Annotated in this window: 18 protein-coding genes; 9 read left to right on the top strand and 9 right to left on the bottom strand. The window is 58.2% G+C overall.

All coding sequences use genetic code 11. From position 1 onward, the window contains the following. Nucleotides 1-16 precede the first annotated feature (16 nt). Together ASD54_RS01965 and ASD54_RS01960 are read right to left on the bottom strand one after the other, a co-directional pair. The gene (locus ASD54_RS01965; RefSeq protein ID WP_062552908.1) at nucleotides 17-532 is read right to left on the bottom strand and encodes a DUF4142 domain-containing protein; all 516 of its coding nucleotides are present in this window, start codon (nucleotides 530-532) and stop codon (nucleotides 17-19) included. 87 nt (nucleotides 533-619) lie between these two features. After that, a complete protein-coding gene (locus ASD54_RS01960) occupies nucleotides 620-949 on the bottom strand; it encodes a hypothetical protein (RefSeq protein WP_062552907.1) in 330 nt (109 codons plus the stop codon). A 178-nt stretch (nucleotides 950-1,127) separates the two neighbouring features. Between ASD54_RS01960 and ASD54_RS01955 the strand changes: the two genes are divergently transcribed. From ASD54_RS01955 to ASD54_RS01945, 3 genes are all read left to right on the top strand, one after another. Further along, nucleotides 1,128-1,730 (top strand): superoxide dismutase, encoded by a 603-nt coding sequence (locus tag ASD54_RS01955; RefSeq protein ID WP_062552906.1) that lies wholly within the window; start codon nucleotides 1,128-1,130, stop codon nucleotides 1,728-1,730. A 238-nt stretch (nucleotides 1,731-1,968) separates the two neighbouring features. Next, on the top strand, nucleotides 1,969-2,412 hold the full coding sequence (locus ASD54_RS01950) for a cytochrome c (RefSeq protein WP_062552905.1): 444 nt from the start codon (nucleotides 1,969-1,971) through the stop codon (nucleotides 2,410-2,412). Between the two features lie 96 nt (nucleotides 2,413-2,508). After that, complete coding sequence (locus ASD54_RS01945; RefSeq protein ID WP_062552904.1) at nucleotides 2,509-3,423, top strand: cytochrome c; 915 nt, start codon at nucleotides 2,509-2,511, stop codon at nucleotides 3,421-3,423. Nucleotides 3,424-3,524: 101 nt separating this feature from the next. Here the strand turns inward: ASD54_RS01945 and ASD54_RS01940 are convergent, their stop codons facing one another. The 3 genes from ASD54_RS01940 to ASD54_RS01930 all read right to left on the bottom strand — a co-directional run bounded on the left by ASD54_RS01940 (nucleotide 3,525) and on the right by ASD54_RS01930 (nucleotide 5,222). Then, complete coding sequence (locus ASD54_RS01940; protein ID WP_062552903.1) at nucleotides 3,525-4,091, bottom strand: type 1 glutamine amidotransferase family protein; 567 nt, start codon at nucleotides 4,089-4,091, stop codon at nucleotides 3,525-3,527. A gap of 18 nt (nucleotides 4,092-4,109) precedes the next feature. Continuing rightward, nucleotides 4,110-4,598 carry a GNAT family N-acetyltransferase gene (locus ASD54_RS01935; protein ID WP_062552902.1) on the bottom strand — a complete coding sequence of 163 codons (489 nt, stop codon included), beginning with the start codon at nucleotides 4,596-4,598 and terminating at the stop codon, nucleotides 4,110-4,112. A 207-nt stretch (nucleotides 4,599-4,805) separates the two neighbouring features. Then, nucleotides 4,806-5,222 carry a helix-turn-helix domain-containing protein gene (locus ASD54_RS01930; protein ID WP_062552901.1) on the bottom strand — a complete coding sequence of 139 codons (417 nt, stop codon included), beginning with the start codon at nucleotides 5,220-5,222 and terminating at the stop codon, nucleotides 4,806-4,808. Nucleotides 5,223-5,342: 120 nt separating this feature from the next. Here ASD54_RS01930 and dmeR point away from each other — a divergent pair, with 120 nt between their 5' ends. Together dmeR and dmeF are read left to right on the top strand one after the other, a co-directional pair. After that, the gene (dmeR, locus tag ASD54_RS01925; protein WP_062552900.1) at nucleotides 5,343-5,621 is read left to right on the top strand and encodes a Ni(II)/Co(II)-sensing transcriptional repressor DmeR; all 279 of its coding nucleotides are present in this window, start codon (nucleotides 5,343-5,345) and stop codon (nucleotides 5,619-5,621) included. A 17-nt stretch (nucleotides 5,622-5,638) separates the two neighbouring features. Then, nucleotides 5,639-6,640 carry a CDF family Co(II)/Ni(II) efflux transporter DmeF gene (gene dmeF, locus ASD54_RS01920; protein WP_062552899.1) on the top strand — a complete coding sequence of 334 codons (1,002 nt, stop codon included), beginning with the start codon at nucleotides 5,639-5,641 and terminating at the stop codon, nucleotides 6,638-6,640. Between the two features lie 216 nt (nucleotides 6,641-6,856). Here the strand turns inward: dmeF and ASD54_RS01915 are convergent, their stop codons facing one another. Both ASD54_RS01915 and ASD54_RS01910 read right to left on the bottom strand, forming a co-directional pair. After that, complete coding sequence (locus ASD54_RS01915) at nucleotides 6,857-7,141, bottom strand: hypothetical protein (RefSeq protein WP_062552898.1); 285 nt, start codon at nucleotides 7,139-7,141, stop codon at nucleotides 6,857-6,859. A gap of 142 nt (nucleotides 7,142-7,283) precedes the next feature. Beyond that, nucleotides 7,284-8,897 (bottom strand): diguanylate cyclase, encoded by a 1,614-nt coding sequence (locus tag ASD54_RS01910; protein WP_156379016.1) that lies wholly within the window; start codon nucleotides 8,895-8,897, stop codon nucleotides 7,284-7,286. A gap of 447 nt (nucleotides 8,898-9,344) precedes the next feature. On the opposite strand from ASD54_RS01910, the gene ASD54_RS01905 reads away from it, so the two are divergent. Further along, nucleotides 9,345-12,158, top strand: coding sequence for a hypothetical protein (locus tag ASD54_RS01905; RefSeq protein ID WP_156379015.1), 2,814 nt, complete (start codon nucleotides 9,345-9,347; stop codon nucleotides 12,156-12,158). A 267-nt stretch (nucleotides 12,159-12,425) separates the two neighbouring features. Here ASD54_RS01905 and ASD54_RS01900 read toward each other — a convergent pair whose 3' ends face one another. Next, nucleotides 12,426-12,920, bottom strand: coding sequence for a hypothetical protein (locus ASD54_RS01900; RefSeq protein WP_156379014.1), 495 nt, complete (start codon nucleotides 12,918-12,920; stop codon nucleotides 12,426-12,428). Nucleotides 12,921-13,011: 91 nt separating this feature from the next. On the opposite strand from ASD54_RS01900, the gene ASD54_RS01895 reads away from it, so the two are divergent. From ASD54_RS01895 to ASD54_RS01885, 3 genes are all read left to right on the top strand, one after another. Then, nucleotides 13,012-15,294 (top strand): hypothetical protein, encoded by a 2,283-nt coding sequence (locus ASD54_RS01895; protein WP_156379013.1) that lies wholly within the window; start codon nucleotides 13,012-13,014, stop codon nucleotides 15,292-15,294. 491 nt (nucleotides 15,295-15,785) lie between these two features. Further along, a complete protein-coding gene (locus tag ASD54_RS01890) occupies nucleotides 15,786-16,196 on the top strand; it encodes a hypothetical protein (protein ID WP_156379012.1) in 411 nt (136 codons plus the stop codon). A gap of 146 nt (nucleotides 16,197-16,342) precedes the next feature. After that, nucleotides 16,343-17,800, top strand: coding sequence for a PepSY domain-containing protein (locus tag ASD54_RS01885; RefSeq protein ID WP_062552892.1), 1,458 nt, complete (start codon nucleotides 16,343-16,345; stop codon nucleotides 17,798-17,800). A gap of 464 nt (nucleotides 17,801-18,264) precedes the next feature. Here ASD54_RS01885 and ASD54_RS01880 read toward each other — a convergent pair whose 3' ends face one another. Beyond that, entirely contained in the window at nucleotides 18,265-20,370 is a 2,106-nt protein-coding gene (locus tag ASD54_RS01880; protein ID WP_062552891.1) for a S9 family peptidase, read from the bottom strand. Nucleotides 20,371-20,583 lie beyond the last annotated feature (213 nt).

Genomic DNA, 20,583 nt, shown 5'->3' with positions numbered 1-20,583 from the left:
GGGAAACGTTGTTCACTTAGCCGAGCGAGTTCTGGATCGTCTTCAGCATGGCAAGATGCGTTTCGATGGCCGGTACGGCCACCGTCGAAGCACCTCGCGCCATCTCGTCCTTGCCGGAGCGGGCGTAGTCCTTGTGGATCGCCATCAGCTCCTCATGGCCCGTAATCTGGCCTTCGATGTACATCTTGTCGAATTCCGCACCCTTGGCTGCCTGCAGCTTTTGCAGCATGGCCTTGTGCTTGTCGTCGAGGCTGACTGCACCGGGTTTCGAGCCGAACGCTTCGGCGACCGCCGCCTGTTCACGAATCTCAAGCTGGGCGAAAGTCTTGACTGCCGGGGAAGAGGCGTTCTGAGCCGCCAGCTTGCTGGTTTCGGTGGCGAATTCGCCGCCCATCAGCGCCTTCATCTTGTCCTTGCCCATGGCGCTGCCCTTCGCGCCTGCTGCCTGACCTGCGCCCTGCGCAAGCACATGGGTCGCAAGCGGGAAGGCGCTGGCAACTGCCATTCCGGCCAGAATGTTGCGTCTGTTCATGATGTCTCTCCTGAGTTTTCCCGCTTGCGCAACAGGCAGCAGGCCCTAAGAGTTCCATCGGTTTCTGTACGGTAGCAGACGGTATGCCTACCGCTTCGGCGTAACCTTCACCTGGTCAGCAGAAAGCTCTGAGCCCACTTCGGCCTTCTTCGTCTTCTTGTCGAACACGCAGATGGTGGAAATGGTCTGTTTTGCTCCCTTGGCCTTGCCGCTGACGAGTGCCAGGCCATAGCTCTCGCTGCCATAGGGATCCACCACGCTCACCGGCTTCTCGATGAGCCGCGATGCCGCCTTGCCGCAAGCCGCCTCCACCTCCTTCGCAAATCCCGCCCAGGCATCGTCCGAGGAGGCATGAGCTGCAAGCGTCGACGCGCACAGCAGGAGGCCGGTTGCGAAGACGACGGTTGGTTTTGTCATAAGAATCTCCTGAAAATTTTCCGGCGTGACGAAGCCTGAGGAGGGAGCAAAACTTTGCTGGAGTCAAATGGCGGATGTGCCGAATTTTCCCCTCTGGCCGGTTGCCTATGGCCGCGCGGGAACCTATGTTCCCGCTCAACCTGATATCCAAAGGTTCTGCCGAAAAAGGAGTAAGATTATGGCCTTCGAACTTCCTGAACTCCCTTACGACTACGAAGCCCTGCAGCCCTTCATGTCGAAGGAGACGCTGGAATACCACCACGACAAGCACCACAAGGCCTATGTCGACAACGGCAACAAGCTGGCTGCTGAAGCCGGTATGGCAGACCTGTCTGTCGAGGAGGTCGTCAAGAAGTCCTTCGGCACCAATGCCGGTCTCTTCAACAATGCTGCCCAGCACTACAACCACATCCATTTCTGGAAGTGGATGAAGAAGGATGGCGGCGGCAACAAGCTTCCGGGCAAGCTGCAGGCTGCAATCGACAGCGATCTCGGCGGCTACGACAAGTTCAAGGCAGATTTCATCGCTGCCGGCACCACGCAGTTCGGCTCCGGCTGGGCCTGGCTGTCGCTGAAGGATGGCAAGCTCGTCATCTCCAAGACCCCGAACGGGGAAAACCCGCTGGTTCACGGCGCGTCCCCGATCCTCGGCGTCGACGTCTGGGAACACTCCTACTACATCGACTATCGCAATGCGCGTCCGAAGTATCTGGAAGCCTTTGTCGACAGCCTGATCAACTGGGATTACGTGCTGGAAATGTACGAAGCCGCTTCCAAGTAAGCGCGAACCATCGCAGGTTGAAGCCCGGCGGGAGCCATCGCTCCACCGGGCTTTTTCGTTTTCCGTCATGGTTTACAGCGGGTGAAAACCTGAGCTTTCGCTACATTTTGGCGCAGCGGTTCACAACTTTGTGTGCCCCGAAAAACGCCTTTCTTTCAACGTGCTGGCGTGTAATCTGCGGCTGTTGTCGAGACGCTTCGGGGATGGCCTGTCGCGTCACAAGCGAGAGGGAAAATTCATGAAGTTCCGCACAGCCATTGCCGCCACCATGGCCATCTGTCTTGGCGCCGCTGCAGCCATTGCAGCCGATGAACCGCAGGCCGTCCGCCAGGCGCAGATGAAGCAGATCGGTGCTTCTGTCGGCGCGCTCGGTGCGATTGCCAAGGGTGAAAAGCCTTACGACGCTGAAACGGTGAAGAAGGCACTTTCCACCATTGCCGCTGACGCCAAGGATTTTCCAAACCACTTCCCGGCTGGTTCCGAAACCGGTGGCAACACGGCTGCAGCGCCTGCCATCTGGCAGAACATGGATGACTTCAAGGCGAAGTCTCTGAAGCTTTCCAAGGAAGCTGAAACGATCCTCGCTTCCATGCCGGCTGATCAGGCAGCGGTAGGTGCTGCTCTGAAGACGCTCGGCGGCGAGTGCAGCGCCTGCCACCAGACCTACCGTCTGAAGCGCTGATCGAAGCAATTCGCCATGGCCTGATCGTGATGGTCAGGCCATGGCAAGCTTGCCTGGCTTTAACCAGGCCAGTTATCGGAAATTGAGAGAGCGTTCATGGCGTCCACCCTGACAAAGATTATTCTCGGCTGTCTGGTCGTGGTGGCAGGCGGCGGTGCCGCGGCCTATGCTCTTACCAAGCCGAAGCCGCATCCGGCCGAATATTGGGCCAATCTGGGCAGCCCGGATGTCGCCAATGGCGAGAAACTGTTCTGGGCAGGCGGCTGTGTCAGCTGTCATGCCGCAACGGGTGCCAAGGGCGAGGATCTCAAGGTCCTGTCCGGCGGTCACGCACTGCCGACGCCGTTTGGCACCTTCAACGTTCCCAATATTTCGCCGGATCCCAAGGCGGGCATCGGCAACTGGACGCTGGCGCAGTTCGGCAATGCCATGACGCGCGGTGTCGGCCCGGAAGGTGAACATCTTTATCCGTCATTCCCCTACAGTTCCTATGCGCGCATGACGCCAAAGGACATCAACGACCTCTTCGGCTATATCAAGACGCTGCCCGCCAGCTCCAATGTCGCGCCCGCGCATGATCTCGGCTTCCCCTTCAACATCCGCCTTTCGCTCGGCGGCTGGAAACTGCTGTTCCTCGATGACAGCCCACGCGTTCAGATCGCCAATGCCAGCGATCAGGTCAAGCGCGGGCAATATCTCGTGGAAGGCCCGGGCCATTGCGGCGAATGCCACACGCCGCGCAATGCGCTGGGCGGTCTGGAAACCGGCAAATGGCTGGCCGGTGGCCCGAACCCGGAAGGGCAGGGCAAGATCCCCAACATCACGCCCGGCTCCACCAGCATGGGCAAATGGAGCGAGGATGAGATTGTCAGCTATCTGGAAACCGGCTTCACGCCGGAATTCGACAGCGTCGGCGGCTCCATGGCGGAAGTGCAGCAGAACATCGCGCATCTGCCCAAGCAGGATATCCAGGCCATCGCCGCCTATCTGAAGGCCGTGCCGAAGCAGTAGCGACAACACGGTATCGGAAGCTTTGAGCAGACGTGCAGAGCACCTGACACTGCTCATTTTCACCTGATCCGTTCAGCCGGGACGCCGTCGGCGGGGCAAAATCAGGAGAATTCAGCCGCAAAACCGTTCAGTTCTGCCTCGGCCTCTTCGGTCCAAAGCCCGAGCGCCTTGAGGATTTCGCGCGCAAAGGTGAAGGGGGAGGTGCCGGGGGCGGTGATGACGCCCTGATCGCTCACCGCCTGCGGTTGGTTCTGATAATGGGCTTCACCGTGATACCCGCCATGGGCCTGATGGGAGGTGAGGCTATTGCCGGTGTGGCGAACGCTGTCAAGAATGCCGCTTCCCGCCAGAACGCTCGCCGCCGCGCAAATGCCTGCCACCACTTTCCCCTGCGCGCGGAACTGGTGGATCAGTTCGTTGAACGCAGGCGCTTCACCTTTTTCCCAGATGAGACCGCCAGATATGACCAGCGCATCGAAGAGTGCCGGATCGAGGCTGGCATAATCCGTATCCACCAGCACCCGCAGCCCGCCCATGGAGGTCACCGGGCGGCCATCGGGTGAAGCGGTGACGATTTCGACGCCCAGATAGCCGCGCGCGGCTGCCATCAGCAGTGCTGGCTCCCAATCGGCATAATCTTCCGTCAAGGCAAGGGCGATGCGGGTCATCCGGAAATCCTGATTTTCTTAGGCGAGAGCCTGCATATAGCGCATGCCTGTCACCGGGCGCGGCACGAAGTCCATCTGCTCGTAGAAGCGATGGGCGGCGAAATTGCCGGTGGCGGCTGAAACGGAGAGATAGTCGCAGCCCTGCGCAATGGCGCAATCGCGCGCGCGGCTCACAAGGTGCTGGCCGATGCCGTGGCCGCGATGACCATCGCGCACAAAGAGGTGGTGCAGGTCCATGCCGCGCTTGCCTTCCTGCGCCCGGTAAAGGGGCACCAGAATGGCGTAGCCGATCAGTTCTTCGCCCGCATCTGCCACAAGCGCCTGGATCCAGGGCATAGGGCCGAAGAGATCGCGCTGCAGCTTGTCGGGCGTCATGGCCGCGGCATCGCCGTGATGGGCTGCCAGAAGCGCAATCATCTGGTTGAGCTCGGGCAGATCGCGCGGCTTGGCAACGCGGATATTCACGACGGCGGGGCGGACGAGGGAAATTTCAGTATCTTCGGTCATTGCGGCATCCTCTTCTTGGGTGTGGTGCCGTCAGGTGCCGTTATCTTACAACAAAGCCGCCTGACGGCGGCTTGTTGACATTGTGATCTGTCGAGCCGCCCGTTACCGGTAGGCCCAAAAATACATGGCAGCGATTTGTGCGTGTACGATCATCATGCGAAGATCAGTGCGATACAATCGGTTCAAAGTCAAGCGGCTTTCCGTCACTCAATGCTCGTGATCGCAAAGACCGTGATCCGACAGCGAGCGAATGACATAGCATTCCTCCACAGTATGCCCGCCGCTGCAATGCGAGACGATGCGCTCCAACTCGCTCTCCAGTTTTTTCAGCCGGGCAATCTTGTCGCGCACATCGTCAAGATGTGCCGCGGCAATCCGGTCTGCCCCTTCGCACGGCGCCTTCGGATGCTCGCTCAGCGCAATCAACTCACGGATCATGGCAATCTCGAAGCCGAGATCGCGCGCATGACGAATGAAGGCAAGCCGCTCCAGTTCGTCGCGCCTGTAGCGGCGCTGGTTGCCTTGTGTGCGTTCTCCTTCCGGCATCAGTCCCATCTGCTCGTAGTAGCGGATGGTCGGAACCTTGACGCCCGTGCGTCTGGACAATTCGCCGATGGAATACATGAGCGCCCAAAACCTCTAGTCTCTAGAGGGTACATAAAGGTTTCCTCACGAAATGCAAGATCGCCCTCGCAAAGTGCACTATGACATGATAGGGTACCCCCCTACCTTATAGGATCGATCATGTCGCATACCCATCGCAGCAAGGACAAGCTGGTTGCCCGCATTCGTCGGCTGAAAGGTCAGATGGAGGCGGTGGAGCGGGCGTTGGAGAACGAGCAACCCTGCGGGGATGTGTTGCAACTTCTTGCCTCCATTCGTGGCGCTTTATCCGGCCTGACTGTGGAACTGATGCAGGAGCATCTGAGCGAGCATGTGGTGCAGGCTGAAACGGATGCGGAGCGCCGTCAGGCGGCCAGCGAACTGGCAGAGGCACTGCGCACCTATATGCGCGGCGAATAGGAAACGAGAGGCGGACAATGGCTGTTCACTTTGAAGATGCGAAGCACGAACACGTGTTTCTGGGTCAGAACCATGCGCGCAACGAACGCAAGGTCTGGTGGGTCATTGCGCTCACGGCCAGCATGATGGTGATCGAAATCGTGGCGGGCAGCTGGTACGGGTCCATGGCGCTGCTGGCCGATGGCTGGCACATGTCCACCCATGCCGGCGCCATGCTGATTGCGGCACTTGCCTATTGGTATGCGCGGCGCGAGGCGCGCAACAGTCGCTACACGTTCGGCACCGGCAAGCTGGGAGATCTCGCCGCCTTTGCAAGCGCCATTGTTCTGGCGCTGATTGCGCTGCTGATCGCTGCAGAGAGCCTCGTTCGACTTGCCAATCCGGTGGAAATCGAATTCACACAGGCCATCCTGGTTGCTATCGTTGGCCTTGCCGTCAACCTGGCCAGTGCCTGGTTGCTGCGCGACGAGCCACACCATCATGGTCACAGCCATCATCACGATGACCATGATCACCATGGCGACCACGCACACGATGGTCATCACGGACACCATGGCGGTCACGCGCCTCACGGCAATTCGCATCACGGCCATGCAGGAGATAACAATCTCCGTGCGGCCTATCTGCATGTTCTGGCCGATGCCCTGACATCTGTCCTTGCCATCGGCGCACTTCTCTTCGGTCGTGCCTATGGCTGGATCTGGCTCGATCCGTTGATGGGAATCGTAGGCGGCATCGTCATCGCGCGCTGGTCCTACGGGTTGATCCGCGATACCTCACGCGTCCTGCTCGATGCGGTGCCGGAAAAGGCCGAACTTGCCGAGGAAATTCGCGAGCGGCTGGAAACGGAAGGAAACCGCATTGCCGACCTGCATCTGTGGCAGGTGGGGCCGGGTCATCACGCGGCAATCCTTTCGATCGTCGCGCGGGAGCCGGAAGAGCCGATGACCTACAAGGAGCGCCTTCGCGATCTGACGACGCTCTCTCATGTCACGGTGGAAGTGGCGCGCGCCGCTTGAACGGACCGGATATTCCTAACTGCTGACGATCTTGTCTATCCTACGCGACGTCATTCTCGGCCTTGTGCCGAGAATCTACTGACGTCCAATAACATCAGGCGGTCGTAGATGCTCGGGACAGGCCCGAGCATGACGGAAAATAGCTGAAAGCCCTTTGTCAACAATATGAAGACAAGGGCGCAGTGGCCGGGCGTTTGAACTGTGTTGAGCCGCTGATCAGAATTCGGAATAGATATCTTCGATCTGCGAAACCGTGTGCGTGCCGGTCTGGATCAGCGGCGCCGCCGGTGCCTTTGGCGGCTCGTCGCCTGTCTTTGCACCCTCAACTGCCCAGAGTGCATTGGCCAGCGAAGAGGAAAGCAGCGTGCTGCTGCCGGTGATGCCGCTCAAGGAAATCCGGCTCGTTTCCGTGGTTTGAGGTAGGGCTTCCTCGGCCTTCCGCTCTGCCTTGTAGGGGCGAGCTGAATAACCGTAGCCATTCATTCCGCTGTCGATCTGCATCGCGTTGACCTGAAGTATGGTTACCTAAGTTAACCACTTCTTAATACGCGAAGCTTGCGCGAGGCTTGCGTGGTGCGCGCGGAGCAGGTTTGGACGGTTGACTTCTTTTCAGGCTTGCCGGGTGGTGCTTCGGGTCCAGCACTCAGCGCGAAAGCGCAAGGCTCTTCTTGTCCGGCTGCTGCAACCCGGCATAATCGCCGAAGGTTACCATTCGGTTTCGACCGGCGGCCTTTGCGGCGTAAAGGGCGGTATCGGCAGCCTTCACGGCCTCTTCCATGGAGACCTCGTCCTTCAGCGCGATGAACAGCCCGCCGGAGAAGGTGAGGGCCAGATCCGTCACGCCGGGGATCTCGGTCGCGGACAGTCGCTCCTGCCAGCGGGCGGCATGGGCAAGCGCCTCCGTCCGCGTGCAATCGGGCAGGATGACCAGAAACTCCTCGCCACCCCAGCGGAATGCCTGCCCTTGTGCACCCAGATCTTCCGTCAGCATGGCGGCAAACAGCTTCAGCACCGTATCGCCTGTCTGGTGGCCATACCGATCGTTGAACAGCTTGAAATGGTCGATATCGACAACGGCGACTGCCACGCGCTCCCGCGCCAGATTGCCCTGGAAGAGGGCGGGCAGAATGTCCTGCGCATGGCGCCGGTTATAGAGCCCGGTCAGGTGGTCGCGGGATGCCTCCTCCTTCAGCAGGGTCTGCAACAAGACGTTTTCGTGCAGGCGCGCTTCAAGATCGCGGGAAAGCGCGGCCATGCGTTCTTCCGCCGCCTTGCGCAGCGAAATATTCCGCATCACGATCATGCGTCCGCCGCGGCGTCCCCAGGGTGTCAGGGAGTGCGCGGAGATCTCGAAAATGCCGTAGCCGCCAAGTGTCAGTTCGCTGCGCTCGCCCTCGCTGGAGGCCGGAGCCTCGAGAATGGCCCGAAACTCCGGTTGCATGGACAGCGAACTGCCGATCGCCTGGCGCGGCATGCCGGGCAGGGCGGAGGCGGCTGGGTTGAGCTCGAGGATACGGTTCTCCGCGTCAAGCACGATCACCGGGTCCGGCAGAACCTCGAAGATCGCGTCACGGCCGATAGGGGGTAGTACGAACAACTGTCCGAACAGTTGCGCGCCCAGCATGAAGGCACCGGTTGCCGCAAAGATGAAGGGTGTCGGGTCGTCGTTGAAAATGGTGAAGCCGTAGGCCGTGTAGGACACGTTGCCGACCAGCGGAAAGAAGGCCGAGGCCAGGAGCGCCCATAACTGCCAACGATGAATGCCGCGGGCGCGGATCGTCAGCGTCAGGCCCAGCACGAAGGCAATGGCCATGGCCGAATAGGCAAAGATCATGGCGGCCGGATAAAGCCAGCCATGTTCGAACAGCATCGTCGTCTCGTCGATCAACCGGATATACATCCAGCTGTGCCAGTCGTTGGTCAGTGCGAGGATGCCGAAAGTGCTGCTGATAAGCCCGATGGCAACGAGCTGCCACACCTTTTCGACGTCCCGCCCGCGCGCATAGGTCAGGAAGCTCAGTGACCAATAGAGCGGCGTACCGATAATGCCGAACCAGGCAAATTTGCAGGCCCAGATCTTGAAATCGAGATCGCTGGAGGAGTGCCGCGCAAGAACAGCCGCCGTCCAGGACAGCGCGAAAAGAATGGAGAGGGTGAATGCCTTGCGGCCGGGTGCATCCGGCGCGCGGATGGCGCCTAGAATGATGAGAACGGCCAGCACCATCACGGAGATGAGTAGCCAGATTGACGTCTCCAAGTGTCCACCTCATGCCGACCGGAGCGCCGGTTCGTGCCGACACTCATGAAATCCGAATCAAACTATAACGCGTTTGCTTAACGACTGGTTGTTGATCGATCAGATCCGGTGCGTTGCGTCATCAGACAATATTACAATAATTACTTCCTAATAAGCTAATCTAAACTTGCAGAAATGCAAATTGTCAACGATTGGCTATTTACATTTATGCGAAGATAAAATGTAATCTATGCGGGGAATGAGTATTAAAACATCATGAAATAATAATCCTAATATAAGGGGGGAGGCCGGATGGCTATGATTTCGCTTAATAATAACGAAGCGAAAGTGTCTTCGCTGCGCACTGAAGAAAAAAAGGAAGAGACCGCGCCAGCGATACAGGAAACACAGCAGCCCCGGAAAATAACTCCGCCCGCCAGCAGCCGTAAATTTATATCGTATGAAGGTTTGAAGCGCCCTGAGGGTTCTTCCAGACAGACCTCAGCGGAAACCAAGAAGCCCGAAGCCAAAAAGCCGATCAAACCGGCAGATCTGCAGCCGGATCCTGATCAGCGTACGGTGACGACCGTGGAAGGGCGCGTGCTGGGATATGACGAGAAGTTCAATCCGGTTACCGACGTGTCGATGAAACGCAACATACCGGAAAACAAGCTTGAAAAGCAGAAAGTCGACAACGTCGAAGCGTCAAGTTCTCTATCCAAGATAATTAATACGGTTTCTGGAAACGAGCGTCTGAACCAGGAATTTTTCAACTATCTCGATCAGAAATATGCAAACGCCCAACGTCCGCCTGAAGGGATGGATGTTTATCAGAACCCGCAGAATTACTCTCCGGAACAGAAGCTGGCGAGATATGTCGACCTTGTGAAGGTCAAGGCTCAATTCGAGGCCTACAAGGAAGCGCGCCTGAAACCGCATACCGGTCAGATGCGCACCATCCTCAACCAGCCGGAGGTGGAAAAAGATATCCAGCAGGCCATGGAAACGCTCATGGAGGATCCGACGGTCGCGGGCCTGTTGTCGAGCGAATATCTGCAAGGTAGCCGTGAAATCCTGGAAGGAAAGCGGTTCCAGGAAGACACGAACAAATACGATCAAGCCTATACCGATGCGGTCAACCATCTGCGCACGGACCTTCAGGACCAGTTCAAGAGCCAGATCGTAGATGGGGGTATTTTCCGCGATGGCGTGGCGCGCGGGGTCAATGAGCGCACGATTCTGATCAATTACAATACGGCTCTGCAATCCTTCGGCAGTGTTCTTGGAGCCGACTATATTGCTCCGTTTCAAGACACGATCCAGAAGCACTACACCGAGTTTTACAGCAACAAGGTCGAACCCTTGCTGCCGGATACGGCTGGCAGCCTGAATGCTCTGATCCTCAATGCGACGTCAAACTTCAATGTACCGGAAGCGCAACGGGACAATGTCGGCCTTGTCACACCCACCATCGATGGTCAGGCCTACAAGGAGCTTGGTCTTGCGCTGAAGACAGACGGCTTCATGCAGGTGCTTGGCGGCTTGAAGATCGATCCTCAGACGCAGAAGGATATGAATGCGGCTGGTCTCGATCCCGGCATACCGAAGGATGGGTTCACGGCTGCCTTCCTTCCCACGGTCACCAATATTGCCACGCAGGTTTTCGGCACCTCTGCAGCGAAGAAGGCAGACAGGGATAGCTTTACCAGCACTGTTCTGAAGGAATTGCGGCCCTTGATGGAGCGGCTCGATGGCGGCGTCGATCCCATTACCTTCGGCGGCCTGGCGGAGCGGGTGCGTCTGTCCCTGCGCCGAAGCGGCAGCCCCATGGCGGCCTACGGCAATGAGGTGACGACTGCGCTGAACGGCTTGATGCGTGGCGCCAACCTCACGAGCAACAAGCTGCTGGACGGGATGTATGGCGCGGGCACTGGCTTTGCGTTGAAAGACGTGCAGGCGCTGACCATGCTGGCCGTGGGCTATGAAGGGAAGGGACTGGCTGAGACGAAAAATCCTGAAGGTGTTCTGCGTGATGGAAGCGGAGACAATAGCGGGGTTGCGAAAAAGGTTTTCGGCACCGAAAACCGGATGTGGGATTCCGGCGCGCTTCAGCGGTTCGGGACCGAGGGACTTGAGTATTACGCCAATAAATTCAGCGGTGATGTTCGAACGCTTCTGCCAAATAGTGTGGTTCACAACCCCCTCATCGATGCAACGGCCTATGGCAAGAAGGCTGTCGATGAGGTTCTTCAGAACTATGCGCTTGCCGTTGGAAAAGGGCTGTTCGGCAATGATGAGGCGGCCGTGAAGGAATATGCCACAAATGTCGTGCGCATGACCTACAACCTCAATTCGGCCTTGAAGCCGGGCGGATCCCTGGACAAGACGTACAAGCTGGCGATGGAACTCGCCTCCCTGGAAAGAGGCAACTTCTTTGAAGGGTCGGTCAGCGTGGATGATCAGCTGAAGACCATGGCCAAATACTCCACGCTATTCCTGAGTGCCACGCGCACGATCCATGGCGGTGTCATGGGGGCAGGCAGCTTCGATCCCAGCAGTCTCGCGTCCCAGATCCTGACGAGTGCTCAGGGCATGTCTCACGTCATGGACTTTGTCGGCTCCAAGATCAAACCCTCCATAGACGCCAAAATCCTTTTGAACATTGGCGAATACGCGGATGCCGCAAAGCAGCTTGCCCGCACGACCTTCGTAAAGGGCAGTGGTGTCTTGAGTGGCCTCATAGACGTTGCCTGGTTGCCCGTCGATATCTTCACTTTTGTGCGAAACCTGAAGGCTGGCAACCTGGACACTGCGGAGAAGATCTTCAACGGTATCATCATTGGGACAGATGCCGGCGTCGCCGTGGACGGAGCCGTTGCGATAGCCCGCACGGTTATCCCGGCAACCGTTCTGCAGAGTTCACGCTTTGCGTTTCTCTTTACGGGAACCGGGGGCGCAATCATGGCCGGGCTGGGCGCGGCATTCAATCTCATCAATGCTGGCGCTTTGATCGGCCTCGCCATCTGGCAGAACATCAAGGCTGAAAAGGAATATAACAAGGCAGGGGACAGGCTCGATGCAAACCTCAAGCCCCTCACGGATAATACAACGAGTGACAACCTGAAGTTATATCCGGAGGCAGGTGATCCCTGGGGTGGGGATTCCATGCGACAGAGGCTTTATCAGATGCATCTGGATAACATGTACAAGCACGACCTCACGCCCTTCGACTGGGCTGCCGTGCGGGATGCCAACCGCAAGAGATACGAGGCCGCGGCATGATCTCCTGCCAAAAATAGCGCAGGGGAGTTTGACGACAAAGCACCGGCGGGATTGCTGGGCAGAAGCCTGACGGCGCTTCTGCTTCCCTGTGCTCTCGTCCTGCAGCTCTTTATCAGGCCCTACTTTCAGCAAAGCATGGTGGTTTAGTCGCTGAACGGCGACTTTACCACCTGTTATAGCCGCCGCAGCCCGCGCAGATCATCCTACCCACCGCAAAAGTAAAATATCATACTATTGCTGTAACAATTTTGTTATTGAGTCAGTAAATCACTGAGAATCAATGCATTTTAACTTGATAAACAATAAAAAACGCCAATTGAAAAGGAAAATATATTTAATAAAATTTTTCTTACGTAAATAATACAGTAAAGAGGTGGAATACATGCGAATTTCGCCATCGGGGACAGCTGCACAGAAAACAACATTGGAACGTGAAAAGGAAACGGCCACATCGTCTCGGGATACAGTGTCGACCACCCCCCGCAAGATCGATCCGCTGGGCAAGTCCGGGCCGGACGGCAGATCCGGATCTGGTAGTTCCGGATCTGGCAGTTCAAGTTCCGGGGGGACGCCAACCGGCTCCTCATCATCGGCAGGCGCCTCGACGTTGAGATCCGGCAGCAGCACCACGGTGCGGACGCTTTCAACGACTGCGTCAAGGACGCCGGGTTCGGGGGCTTCGGGCTCGGGCAGTTCAGGCCGCGGACAGGCGTCTACGCTCTCCTCGAACAGTGCATCAGGCGACAGGAGCACTCTTTCCATCGATGCGACCGAGCCGACCTCCGCCTCTGCCAGCCTCACCAGCACGACGTCTGAGGGAGTTGGTACGGAAACTGATTCCGGCGCGGGCGGGGTGACCTCCGGCCGAGTGGTTGGTTATGACGAAAAAGGCAATCCTATTACGGAGGATTGGCTGAAATCGCAGATACAGCCCAGCAAGCTGGAGCAGCAGAAGGTCGATTCCGTCGAGGCCTCGAAATCCATGTCCGAACTCATCGGCAAGGTGACCGGTTCGGAGCGGATCAACAAGGAATTCTTCGCCTATCTGGACGGCAAATATTCAGGCGTGGTGCGCGCGCCCGATGGTATGGACATCTACCAGAACCCGCAAAACTATTCCGCTGAACAAAAGGTCGCCCGTTATATCGATCTGCTGAAGGTCAAGTCCCAGTTCGAGGCCTATCGCGACGCGCGCCAGCAGGAAAACACCGGCAATTCAAAAACGATCCTGAACGAGCCGGAGGTGCTGAAGGATATTCAGCAGGGCATGGAGACATTGCTGGAAGATCCTGCCGTTTCAGGCCTTCTGGCTTCCGAATATTTGCAAGGGACGCGCGAGATCCTGGAAGGGAAGCGCTTTCAGGACGATGAGGCCCAATACGATCAGGCCTATACCGATGCGGTTGAGAAACTTCGCACGGATATAAACGCGCAGTTCAAAGCGGATATCCTCGATGGCGGTATTTTCAATGGAGGGGCTGCGCGCGGCGCCAATGAACTGTCGATATTGACCAATTACAATTCGGCACTGAAGGCCTTCGGTAGCGTGCTGGGTGCTGCGGAAATTGAACAGCATCAGGATGTAATCAATAACAGCTACAACGAATTCTATACGTCGAAGATCGAGCCGCTGCTGCCAGACTCATCTTCTTCCTATACCTCGATGCTTCTGGCTTCTATTCAGAACCTCAATGTGCCCGAGGCCCTGAAACTGAACATGGGCATGATGACACCGATCATCGATGGGAAAACCCATGTGGACCTCGGTCTTGATCTGAAAACCTCGGGACTTGCCGACAAGCTGGCCGGGATCAAGATGAATCCCGAGACACTGGCAGAACTGAGGGCATTGGGTGTTTCTGCAAATCTTGCGCAGGACGGCTTGACTGCAACCTTCTTGCCCAGTGTGATCCAGATGGCCAATTCGGTTTTCGGAGCCGGGGAGGCCGAAAAGACCAAGCGCGCCCAGTTCACCGAAACAGTCCTTCAGGAACTGCGGCCTCTTATCGGCAGGCTCGATACCGGCATGACCGCCATGGATCTCAATGGTGCGCTTGAACGTGTTCGATTGTCGTTGAAGATGAGAAACAACCCGATGGCAGCCTATGCCAACGAAGTCACGACTGCGTTGAACGGGTTGGTGCGCGGCGCCAATCTCACCGGCAATCATCTCATGATGGGTACCTACGGGGCAGGTACGGGCTATGACCTGGCGAAGACGCAGGCACTCATGTCGCTTGGCGTCGGTTATGAAGGCCGCGGCCTCTCGGCGGGCAACGATCCTCAGGGATCGCTCAGAGATACGGGAACCGATAACAGTGCTCTGGCCAGGAAAATCTTTGGCACCGAAGGCCGTCAATGGGAAGCTGGCCTGATCAAGCGCTACGGCATTGCGACTCTGGAGCCGCTTTCTTCCAAAATGGCAGACGACATCCAGGCAATCCTGCCGAATAGCACCGTCCAGAAGCCTATTATAGATGGAGTTGCGCACGGTCGGAAAGCAATTGACAATATCGTGGAAACCTATGCTACCGCCGTGGCGAAAGGTCTCTATGGGCAAGATGCGGAAGGCGTGAAGCAGTTTTCCACCAACATGGTGCGCATTGATGTACAACATGTGGGGAATGAACAAGCCGGGCGGCTCGATGCAGAAGCTCTTCGCCACGGCAACGCAGCTGGCGCAATCGGGAGGTTATACCTTCAAAGGGTCCATCAGTGTCGAGGAGCAGCAGAAGGCTCTGGCGAAAATGGGCACAATGTTCATCAGTGGAACCCGCACCATTCATGGGTCCGTCATGCTGGGACAGGGCAGTACGCCGGAAGGCATTGCCAGCCACGTACTCACGGCAGCGGCAACAAGTGGCCACCTGATGGACTTTGTGTCTTCCAAGATGTCGCCGGCCTTCAAGGGATCCAGGCCGCTGTCGGACAAGGCCATTCTGCTTTCGGCAGGTCTTGTCGCCGATCACGCCAAGGAAGTGGCACGCGTGGGTCTTGCCAAGGGCGGTTCCATGATGGGCGGTCTGGTCGATATCGCCTGGCTACCGGTCGATATCTTCACCTTCGTGCAAGGTCTGAAGGCCGGCAGGCTCGATACGGCGGAGAAAATCTTCCACGGCATCATTATCGGCACTGACATCGGCGTTGCCGTCGATGGCGCGATTTCTCTGACCCGAGCCCTGGTGCCCGCGGCCATCCTCAAGGCATCGCGCTTCGCAACCCTGTTCATGGGCACCAGCGGGGCCATCATGGCTTCGCTTGGAGCTGCCTTCAATCTCGTCAACGCCATGGCGCTCGTCGGTCTGGCGATCTGGCAGAATTTCAAAACCGAACAGGCATTCGACAGGGCAGGCGATCGTCTTGATGAAAACCTCCTCAAATATACCAACAACACGACGAATGATTACCTTCAGGAATTTCCGTTTGCGCCCATCTGGAGCGGCAAGAAGGGAGAGGAAGAGGCCTGGCAGAAACATCTCGACAGTATGTACAAGCACGACATCACGCCGTTCGACTGGGCTGCCGTGCGCGAGGCCAACCGCAAGAGATACGAGGCCGCGGCATGATCCCCTGCCAAAATGTCGCGGGGGAAAACGCCTGAGCATTGGATGACAGCACGCAGAGCCTGTGGCAAAGCTGCACGCTATGGGGATTGAAGAGAAAGCACCGGCGGGTCTGCTGGGCAGGAGCCTGACGGCGCTTCTGCTCTCCTATGCGCTCGTCCTGCAGCTCTTCATCGGTGCCTATTTCCAGCAAAGCATGGTGGTACAGGCGCTGAACGGCGACTTTACCATCTGTTCCACCCACCTGGGCTCCGCTGCCGGAGAAGATCCGGCAGGCTCCGAGGGAAAAGCGCAATGTCTGGCGCTCTGTCAGCTGGCCTGCGGCATCGCGCCCGGTCTGGCCAGCTTCCTGCGCATTCTTCCGCCGCATGAACCCACGGCTCAGACCATTGTCTGGCAGGCTCAGGCAGAAACACCGCTCTCTGCCAAGCCCTTCCATGCGCCGCATGCCAGAGGGCCACCACAGCTTTCATGATGCCTTGAACGCGGGGTTTTCCCGCCTCTTTTCAAGCTCATGGAGCAAATCATGTCATCTTTTCCGTCAGGCGGATGTGCCAGTCCGCGCGCGCAGCTCTGCGCCAGTCTCGTTGAAACCATCTCCCTTTCTGCTGGAGGTCAGCCATGACCGCAGCACAGTCAAAAAAGATAACGCAGAAGCCCGTGGCATCTGCCACAGGAGGCGAGCTTCGCGCCTTCCTCACACGCTTGCATTTCTACATCGGGCTCTTCGTCGGGCCGTTCATTCTGGTCGCGGCCTTGTCGGGCACGGCCTATGTGCTGACGCCGCAGCTCGAGAACTACGTCTACAGAAGCTACCTGAACGGCGTCTCCTCCGGCCAGCCGCTGAGCCTTGAGGCGCAGGTCAACGCGGCCCGTGCCTATCATGGTGCGGACAAATCCCTGTTCGCTGTTCGCCCCGCAACCGAAATGGGCAAGACGACCCGCGTGATGTTTGCTGATCCGACGCTCGGCGAATCCGAAACGCGCGCAGTCTTCGTCGATCCGGTCACGCTGGATGTGAAGGGCGACCTCGTCGTCTACGGTACCAGCGGCGTGCTACCGATCCGCTGGGTCATCGATATCTTCCATCGCAATATGCTGCTGGGGGATTTCGGCCGCAACTACAGCGAACTGGCGGCCTCCTGGCTCTGGATTGCGACCCTCGGCGGCTTCCTGCTCTGGTTCTGGCGCCGTAAGACAGACACTGCAAGAACGCAGTCCAAGGAAGGCGCAACCGCCAGCCTCCGTCGGGTTCATTCCACTATCGGGGTCTGGATCGGAATTGGTCTTCTGTTCATTTCCGCAACGGGACTGACCTGGTCGAAATATGCGGGCGATAACATCGATGCGCTTCGCCAGTCGCTGAACTGGGTCACGCCATCGGTTTCGCTGAAGCTGGAATCGGTTGCTGCGCCCGCCGCTGATCACGCAGGCCATACGGATCATTCCGCCCATGCCGATCATGGCAAGGCAAGCACTGCGCCCACCACTTCAGGTCTGCCGGATCCTGCCACGCAGATCGATCAGGTTCTGGCAACGGCAAGATCCTCCGGCATCATCGACAGTCCGATGGTGGAAATCCGTCCGTCCAAGTCCGCCGACAAGGCCTGGATGGTACGCGAATATGACCGCTCCACGCCCACGCAGGTGGATACGGTTGCCGTGGATCCACGTTCGATGACAGTGACCAGCCGCGCTGACTTCGCCACCTTCACCATCGTGCCGAAGCTCATCCGCTGGGGCATCGATCTGCACATGGGCATCAAATTCGGACTGGTGAACCAGATCGTGATGGTGCTGATTGGCGCGGCCCTCTCGGTCTCCATCGTCTATGGTTACATCCTGTGGTGGAAACGCCGCCCAGCCGCAGGTGCGCCAGCCCGCACGCTCGCGCAGTCCTGGCTCTATCTCGGCTGGCCTGCAAAACTCGGCGTGCTGGTCGTGGCTGTCGCGCTTGGCCTTGCCTTGCCGCTGATGGGGCTTAGCCTGCTCGCTTTCGTGGTGATCGATCTCCTCCGCTGGAGGCTTGATAAGTCCCGCCGCGCGGGCCGCCGCCTGCAAGCTGCTCCTGCGGAATAGATTGAGGGAAGGGGCTTCATCAAACTGCTGAGGCCCTGATACCCCCCTCTGGTCTGCCGACCATCTCCCCCTTGAAGCGGGGGAGATTGGCTAGCGTAACCCGCTCGACCTATCGAACCTTATCCGTTCTCCGCAATCGGCAGCTTCGCCAGATGCTGAACGAGAGCCACGAGTCGATCTCCCCCCTTGAGGGGGAGATGTCCGGCAGGACAGAGGGGGGTGAAGCTCCGCGCTCCAAGTAAAAAAAGCGGCAGTACTCAAAGCTGAAAATAAGAAAACCCGCACGGGCTGGACAGCAATCGTGCGGGTCAATTTCTTCATCTAAGCGAAACTCTCCCGGCAGTTACCGCTGTCGGGAGAACTCCTGAAGACTAGCGCGGAACGAGTAATTCCGCAAGATACTAGAGAATTCCCAGGAAAAGTGTATTTGCGGTTTTCCGTCCGGGAATTCGTAGAGCAAAGCCTCACATCTTGCCCGCAACCTTGATGGCGAAGGCATATTCGAAGGCGATTTCTTCCAGCCGCTGGAAACGGCCGGATTTGCCGCCATGGCCTGCCGCCATGTTGGTTTTCAGGAGATAGGGTCCGGCCTCCGGAGCTGTCGCCCGCAGCCGCGCAACCCACTTCGTCGGTTCCCAGTAGGTCACGCGCGGATCGGTCAGGCCCGAGATTGCGAGGATTGGCGGGTAGGGCTTGTCCGCCACATTGTCGTAAGGGGAATAGGCGGCAATCCAGTTGTATTCCTCTTCCGACTCGATCGGGTTACCCCATTCCGGCCACTCCGGCGGCGTCAGCGGCAGCGTGTCGTCCAGCATGGTGTTCAGCACATCCACGAAGGGAACGGCGGCAATGATGCCGGCGAACTTCTCCGGCGCCATATTGGCAATCGCCCCCATCAGCATGCCGCCAGCCGAACCACCTTCGGCGATGATGTTGTCGAAGCTGGTGAAGCCTTCCTTCACCAGATGATCGGCTGCCGCGATGAAGTCCTTGAAGGTGTTCTGCTTCTTCTCCATCTTGCCGTCTTCGTACCAGGCAAAACCCTTGTCCTTGCCGCCACGAATATGCGCGATGGCGTAGACGAAACCGCGATCGGCGAGCGACAGCGCATTGGTGGAGAAGGAGGCGGGGATCGTCACGCCATAGGCGCCATAACCGTAGAGCAGGCAGGGCGCGGAGCCATCCAGAACCGTATCCTTCCGGTAGAGCAGCGAGACAGGAACCAGTTCGCCGTCATGGGCAGGCGCCATGACGCGGCGCGTCACATAATCATCCGGGTTGTGGCCGGAGGGAACCTCCTGCGTCTTCAGCAGCACCCGTTCACGCGTCACCATGTTGTAGTCAAACAGCTGGCTCGGCGTCGTCATGGAGGAATAGGAGAAGCGGATGACGTCGGTATCATATTCCGCCGCACCGTGCAGGCCCAGCGAATAGGCCTCTTCGTCGAAGGCAATGGCATGCTCCGCACCCGTTGCCCGCTCGCGCACCACGATGCGCGGCAGCCCGTCGCGCCGTTCCAGCCATACCAGATGACGCGCATAGGCGGCGTGGGAAAGGATGAGGCGACCCGGTTCATGCGGCACGGTCTCGGTCCAGTTTTCCTTGCCCGGTGCCGTCACCGGCGCTTCCACGATCTTGAAATCCTTGGCATCGCCGTCATTGGTCAGGATGTAGAACACATCGCCGCCCTCGGTCATCGAATATTCGACACCTTCCTCGCGCTCCGCCACCAGCATGGGTTCCGCGGTCAAATCCTTGGTGGAAAGCAGCCGGTATTCGGACGTCTCGTGGTCATGAATGTCGATGAAAATGAAATCGTCGAGCAGCGAGCCGCCGACGCCCATGAAGAAGCCGGGATCCTTTTCCTCGTAAACAAGTCGATCTGCCGATTGCGGCTGGCCGATGATATGGTGGAACACCTTCGAGGGGCGGTGGTTCTCGTCCTGCAGTGTGTAGAAGAAGCTCTTGCCATCGGGCGCCCAGACACCGCCGCCGGAGGTGTTTTCCACCACATCGGCAAGATCTTCCCCGGTTTCGAGGTTGCGCACACGCAGCGTGAAGTATTCCGAACCCTTGTCGTCATAGCCCCAGATGCCGTGGCTGTGGTCGCTGTTCTGCCCAAGGCCGCCCAGACGGAAGTAATCCTTGCCGGCTGCTTCCTTGTCGCCATCCAGCATCACATGGCGTTCGCCGCCGTCGCGAGGTGTTCGAAAGTAATGCGGCTGCTCGCCACCGGTGACGAACAGCGTACCGTAGGCGTATGGCCCGTCCTTCACCGGAACCGAGCTATCGTCTTCCTTGATGCGGCCCTTCATTTCGGCAAACAGCTGCTTCTGAAGCTCTGCCGTATCACCCAGTGCCGCTTCCATATAGGCGTTCTCGGCCTCCAGATGCGAACGAATCTGCGGGTCGAGAATGGAGGTATCCTTGAACATCGCCTGCCAGTTGTCAGCGCGAAACCACGCGTAGTCATCCGTGCGGGTCAGGCCGTGGCGCGTGTCGGTCTGCGGCTTCCTGGCGGCAACGGGGGCTTGCGGAAGGTTGGAAAAGGCTTTGCGGTTATAGGCCAAGGATCATCTCCGGCATCAATGTGAATGTGCCCCAGAGATAGGCGGAACATCGCGTCATAACAAGCGGGCATCCCGCGTGCTTTCAGCCGACGCCTGCGCCAAAACCTGATCACGATTTACATTTTTTCAGTCTGATGGGTAGCCAAGCGGGGGTCGCTTGCCTAGTTTCCGGCCCGTCCGAGTCATATTGGATGGAAACCGACATGATAAAAA

The sequence above is a fragment of the Rhizobium sp. Root149 genome (assembly GCF_001427345.1).
Lineage (GTDB): Bacteria > Pseudomonadota > Alphaproteobacteria > Rhizobiales > Rhizobiaceae > Neorhizobium > Neorhizobium rhizoryzae.
The sequence above is the reverse complement of the archived record's forward strand: the minus strand, read 5'-3'. Positions and strand labels throughout refer to the sequence as shown.

Excerpts from the sequence above, each read along its gene's own strand:
- ASD54_RS01945 (WP_062552904.1), top strand. The coding sequence starts at position 2,509 with ATGGCGTCCACCCTGACAAAGATTATTCTCGGCTGTCTGGTCGTGGTG.
- ASD54_RS01960 (WP_062552907.1), bottom strand. The coding sequence starts at position 949 with ATGACAAAACCAACCGTCGTCTTCGCAACCGGCCTCCTGCTGTGCGCG.
- ASD54_RS01965 (WP_062552908.1), bottom strand. The coding sequence starts at position 532 with ATGAACAGACGCAACATTCTGGCCGGAATGGCAGTTGCCAGCGCCTTC.
- ASD54_RS01940 (WP_062552903.1), bottom strand. The coding sequence starts at position 4,091 with ATGACCCGCATCGCCCTTGCCTTGACGGAAGATTATGCCGATTGGGAG.
- dmeF (WP_062552899.1), top strand. The coding sequence starts at position 5,639 with ATGGCTGTTCACTTTGAAGATGCGAAGCACGAACACGTGTTTCTGGGT.
- ASD54_RS01915 (WP_062552898.1), bottom strand. The coding sequence starts at position 7,141 with ATGCAGATCGACAGCGGAATGAATGGCTACGGTTATTCAGCTCGCCCC.
- ASD54_RS01935 (WP_062552902.1), bottom strand. The coding sequence starts at position 4,598 with ATGACCGAAGATACTGAAATTTCCCTCGTCCGCCCCGCCGTCGTGAAT.
- ASD54_RS01900 (WP_156379014.1), bottom strand. The coding sequence starts at position 12,920 with ATGGAAAGAGTGCTCCTGTCGCCTGATGCACTGTTCGAGGAGAGCGTA.
- ASD54_RS01885 (WP_062552892.1), top strand. The coding sequence starts at position 16,343 with ATGACCGCAGCACAGTCAAAAAAGATAACGCAGAAGCCCGTGGCATCT.
- ASD54_RS01950 (WP_062552905.1), top strand. The coding sequence starts at position 1,969 with ATGAAGTTCCGCACAGCCATTGCCGCCACCATGGCCATCTGTCTTGGC.
- ASD54_RS01955 (WP_062552906.1), top strand. The coding sequence starts at position 1,128 with ATGGCCTTCGAACTTCCTGAACTCCCTTACGACTACGAAGCCCTGCAG.
- dmeR (WP_062552900.1), top strand. The coding sequence starts at position 5,343 with ATGTCGCATACCCATCGCAGCAAGGACAAGCTGGTTGCCCGCATTCGT.
- ASD54_RS01930 (WP_062552901.1), bottom strand. The coding sequence starts at position 5,222 with ATGTATTCCATCGGCGAATTGTCCAGACGCACGGGCGTCAAGGTTCCG.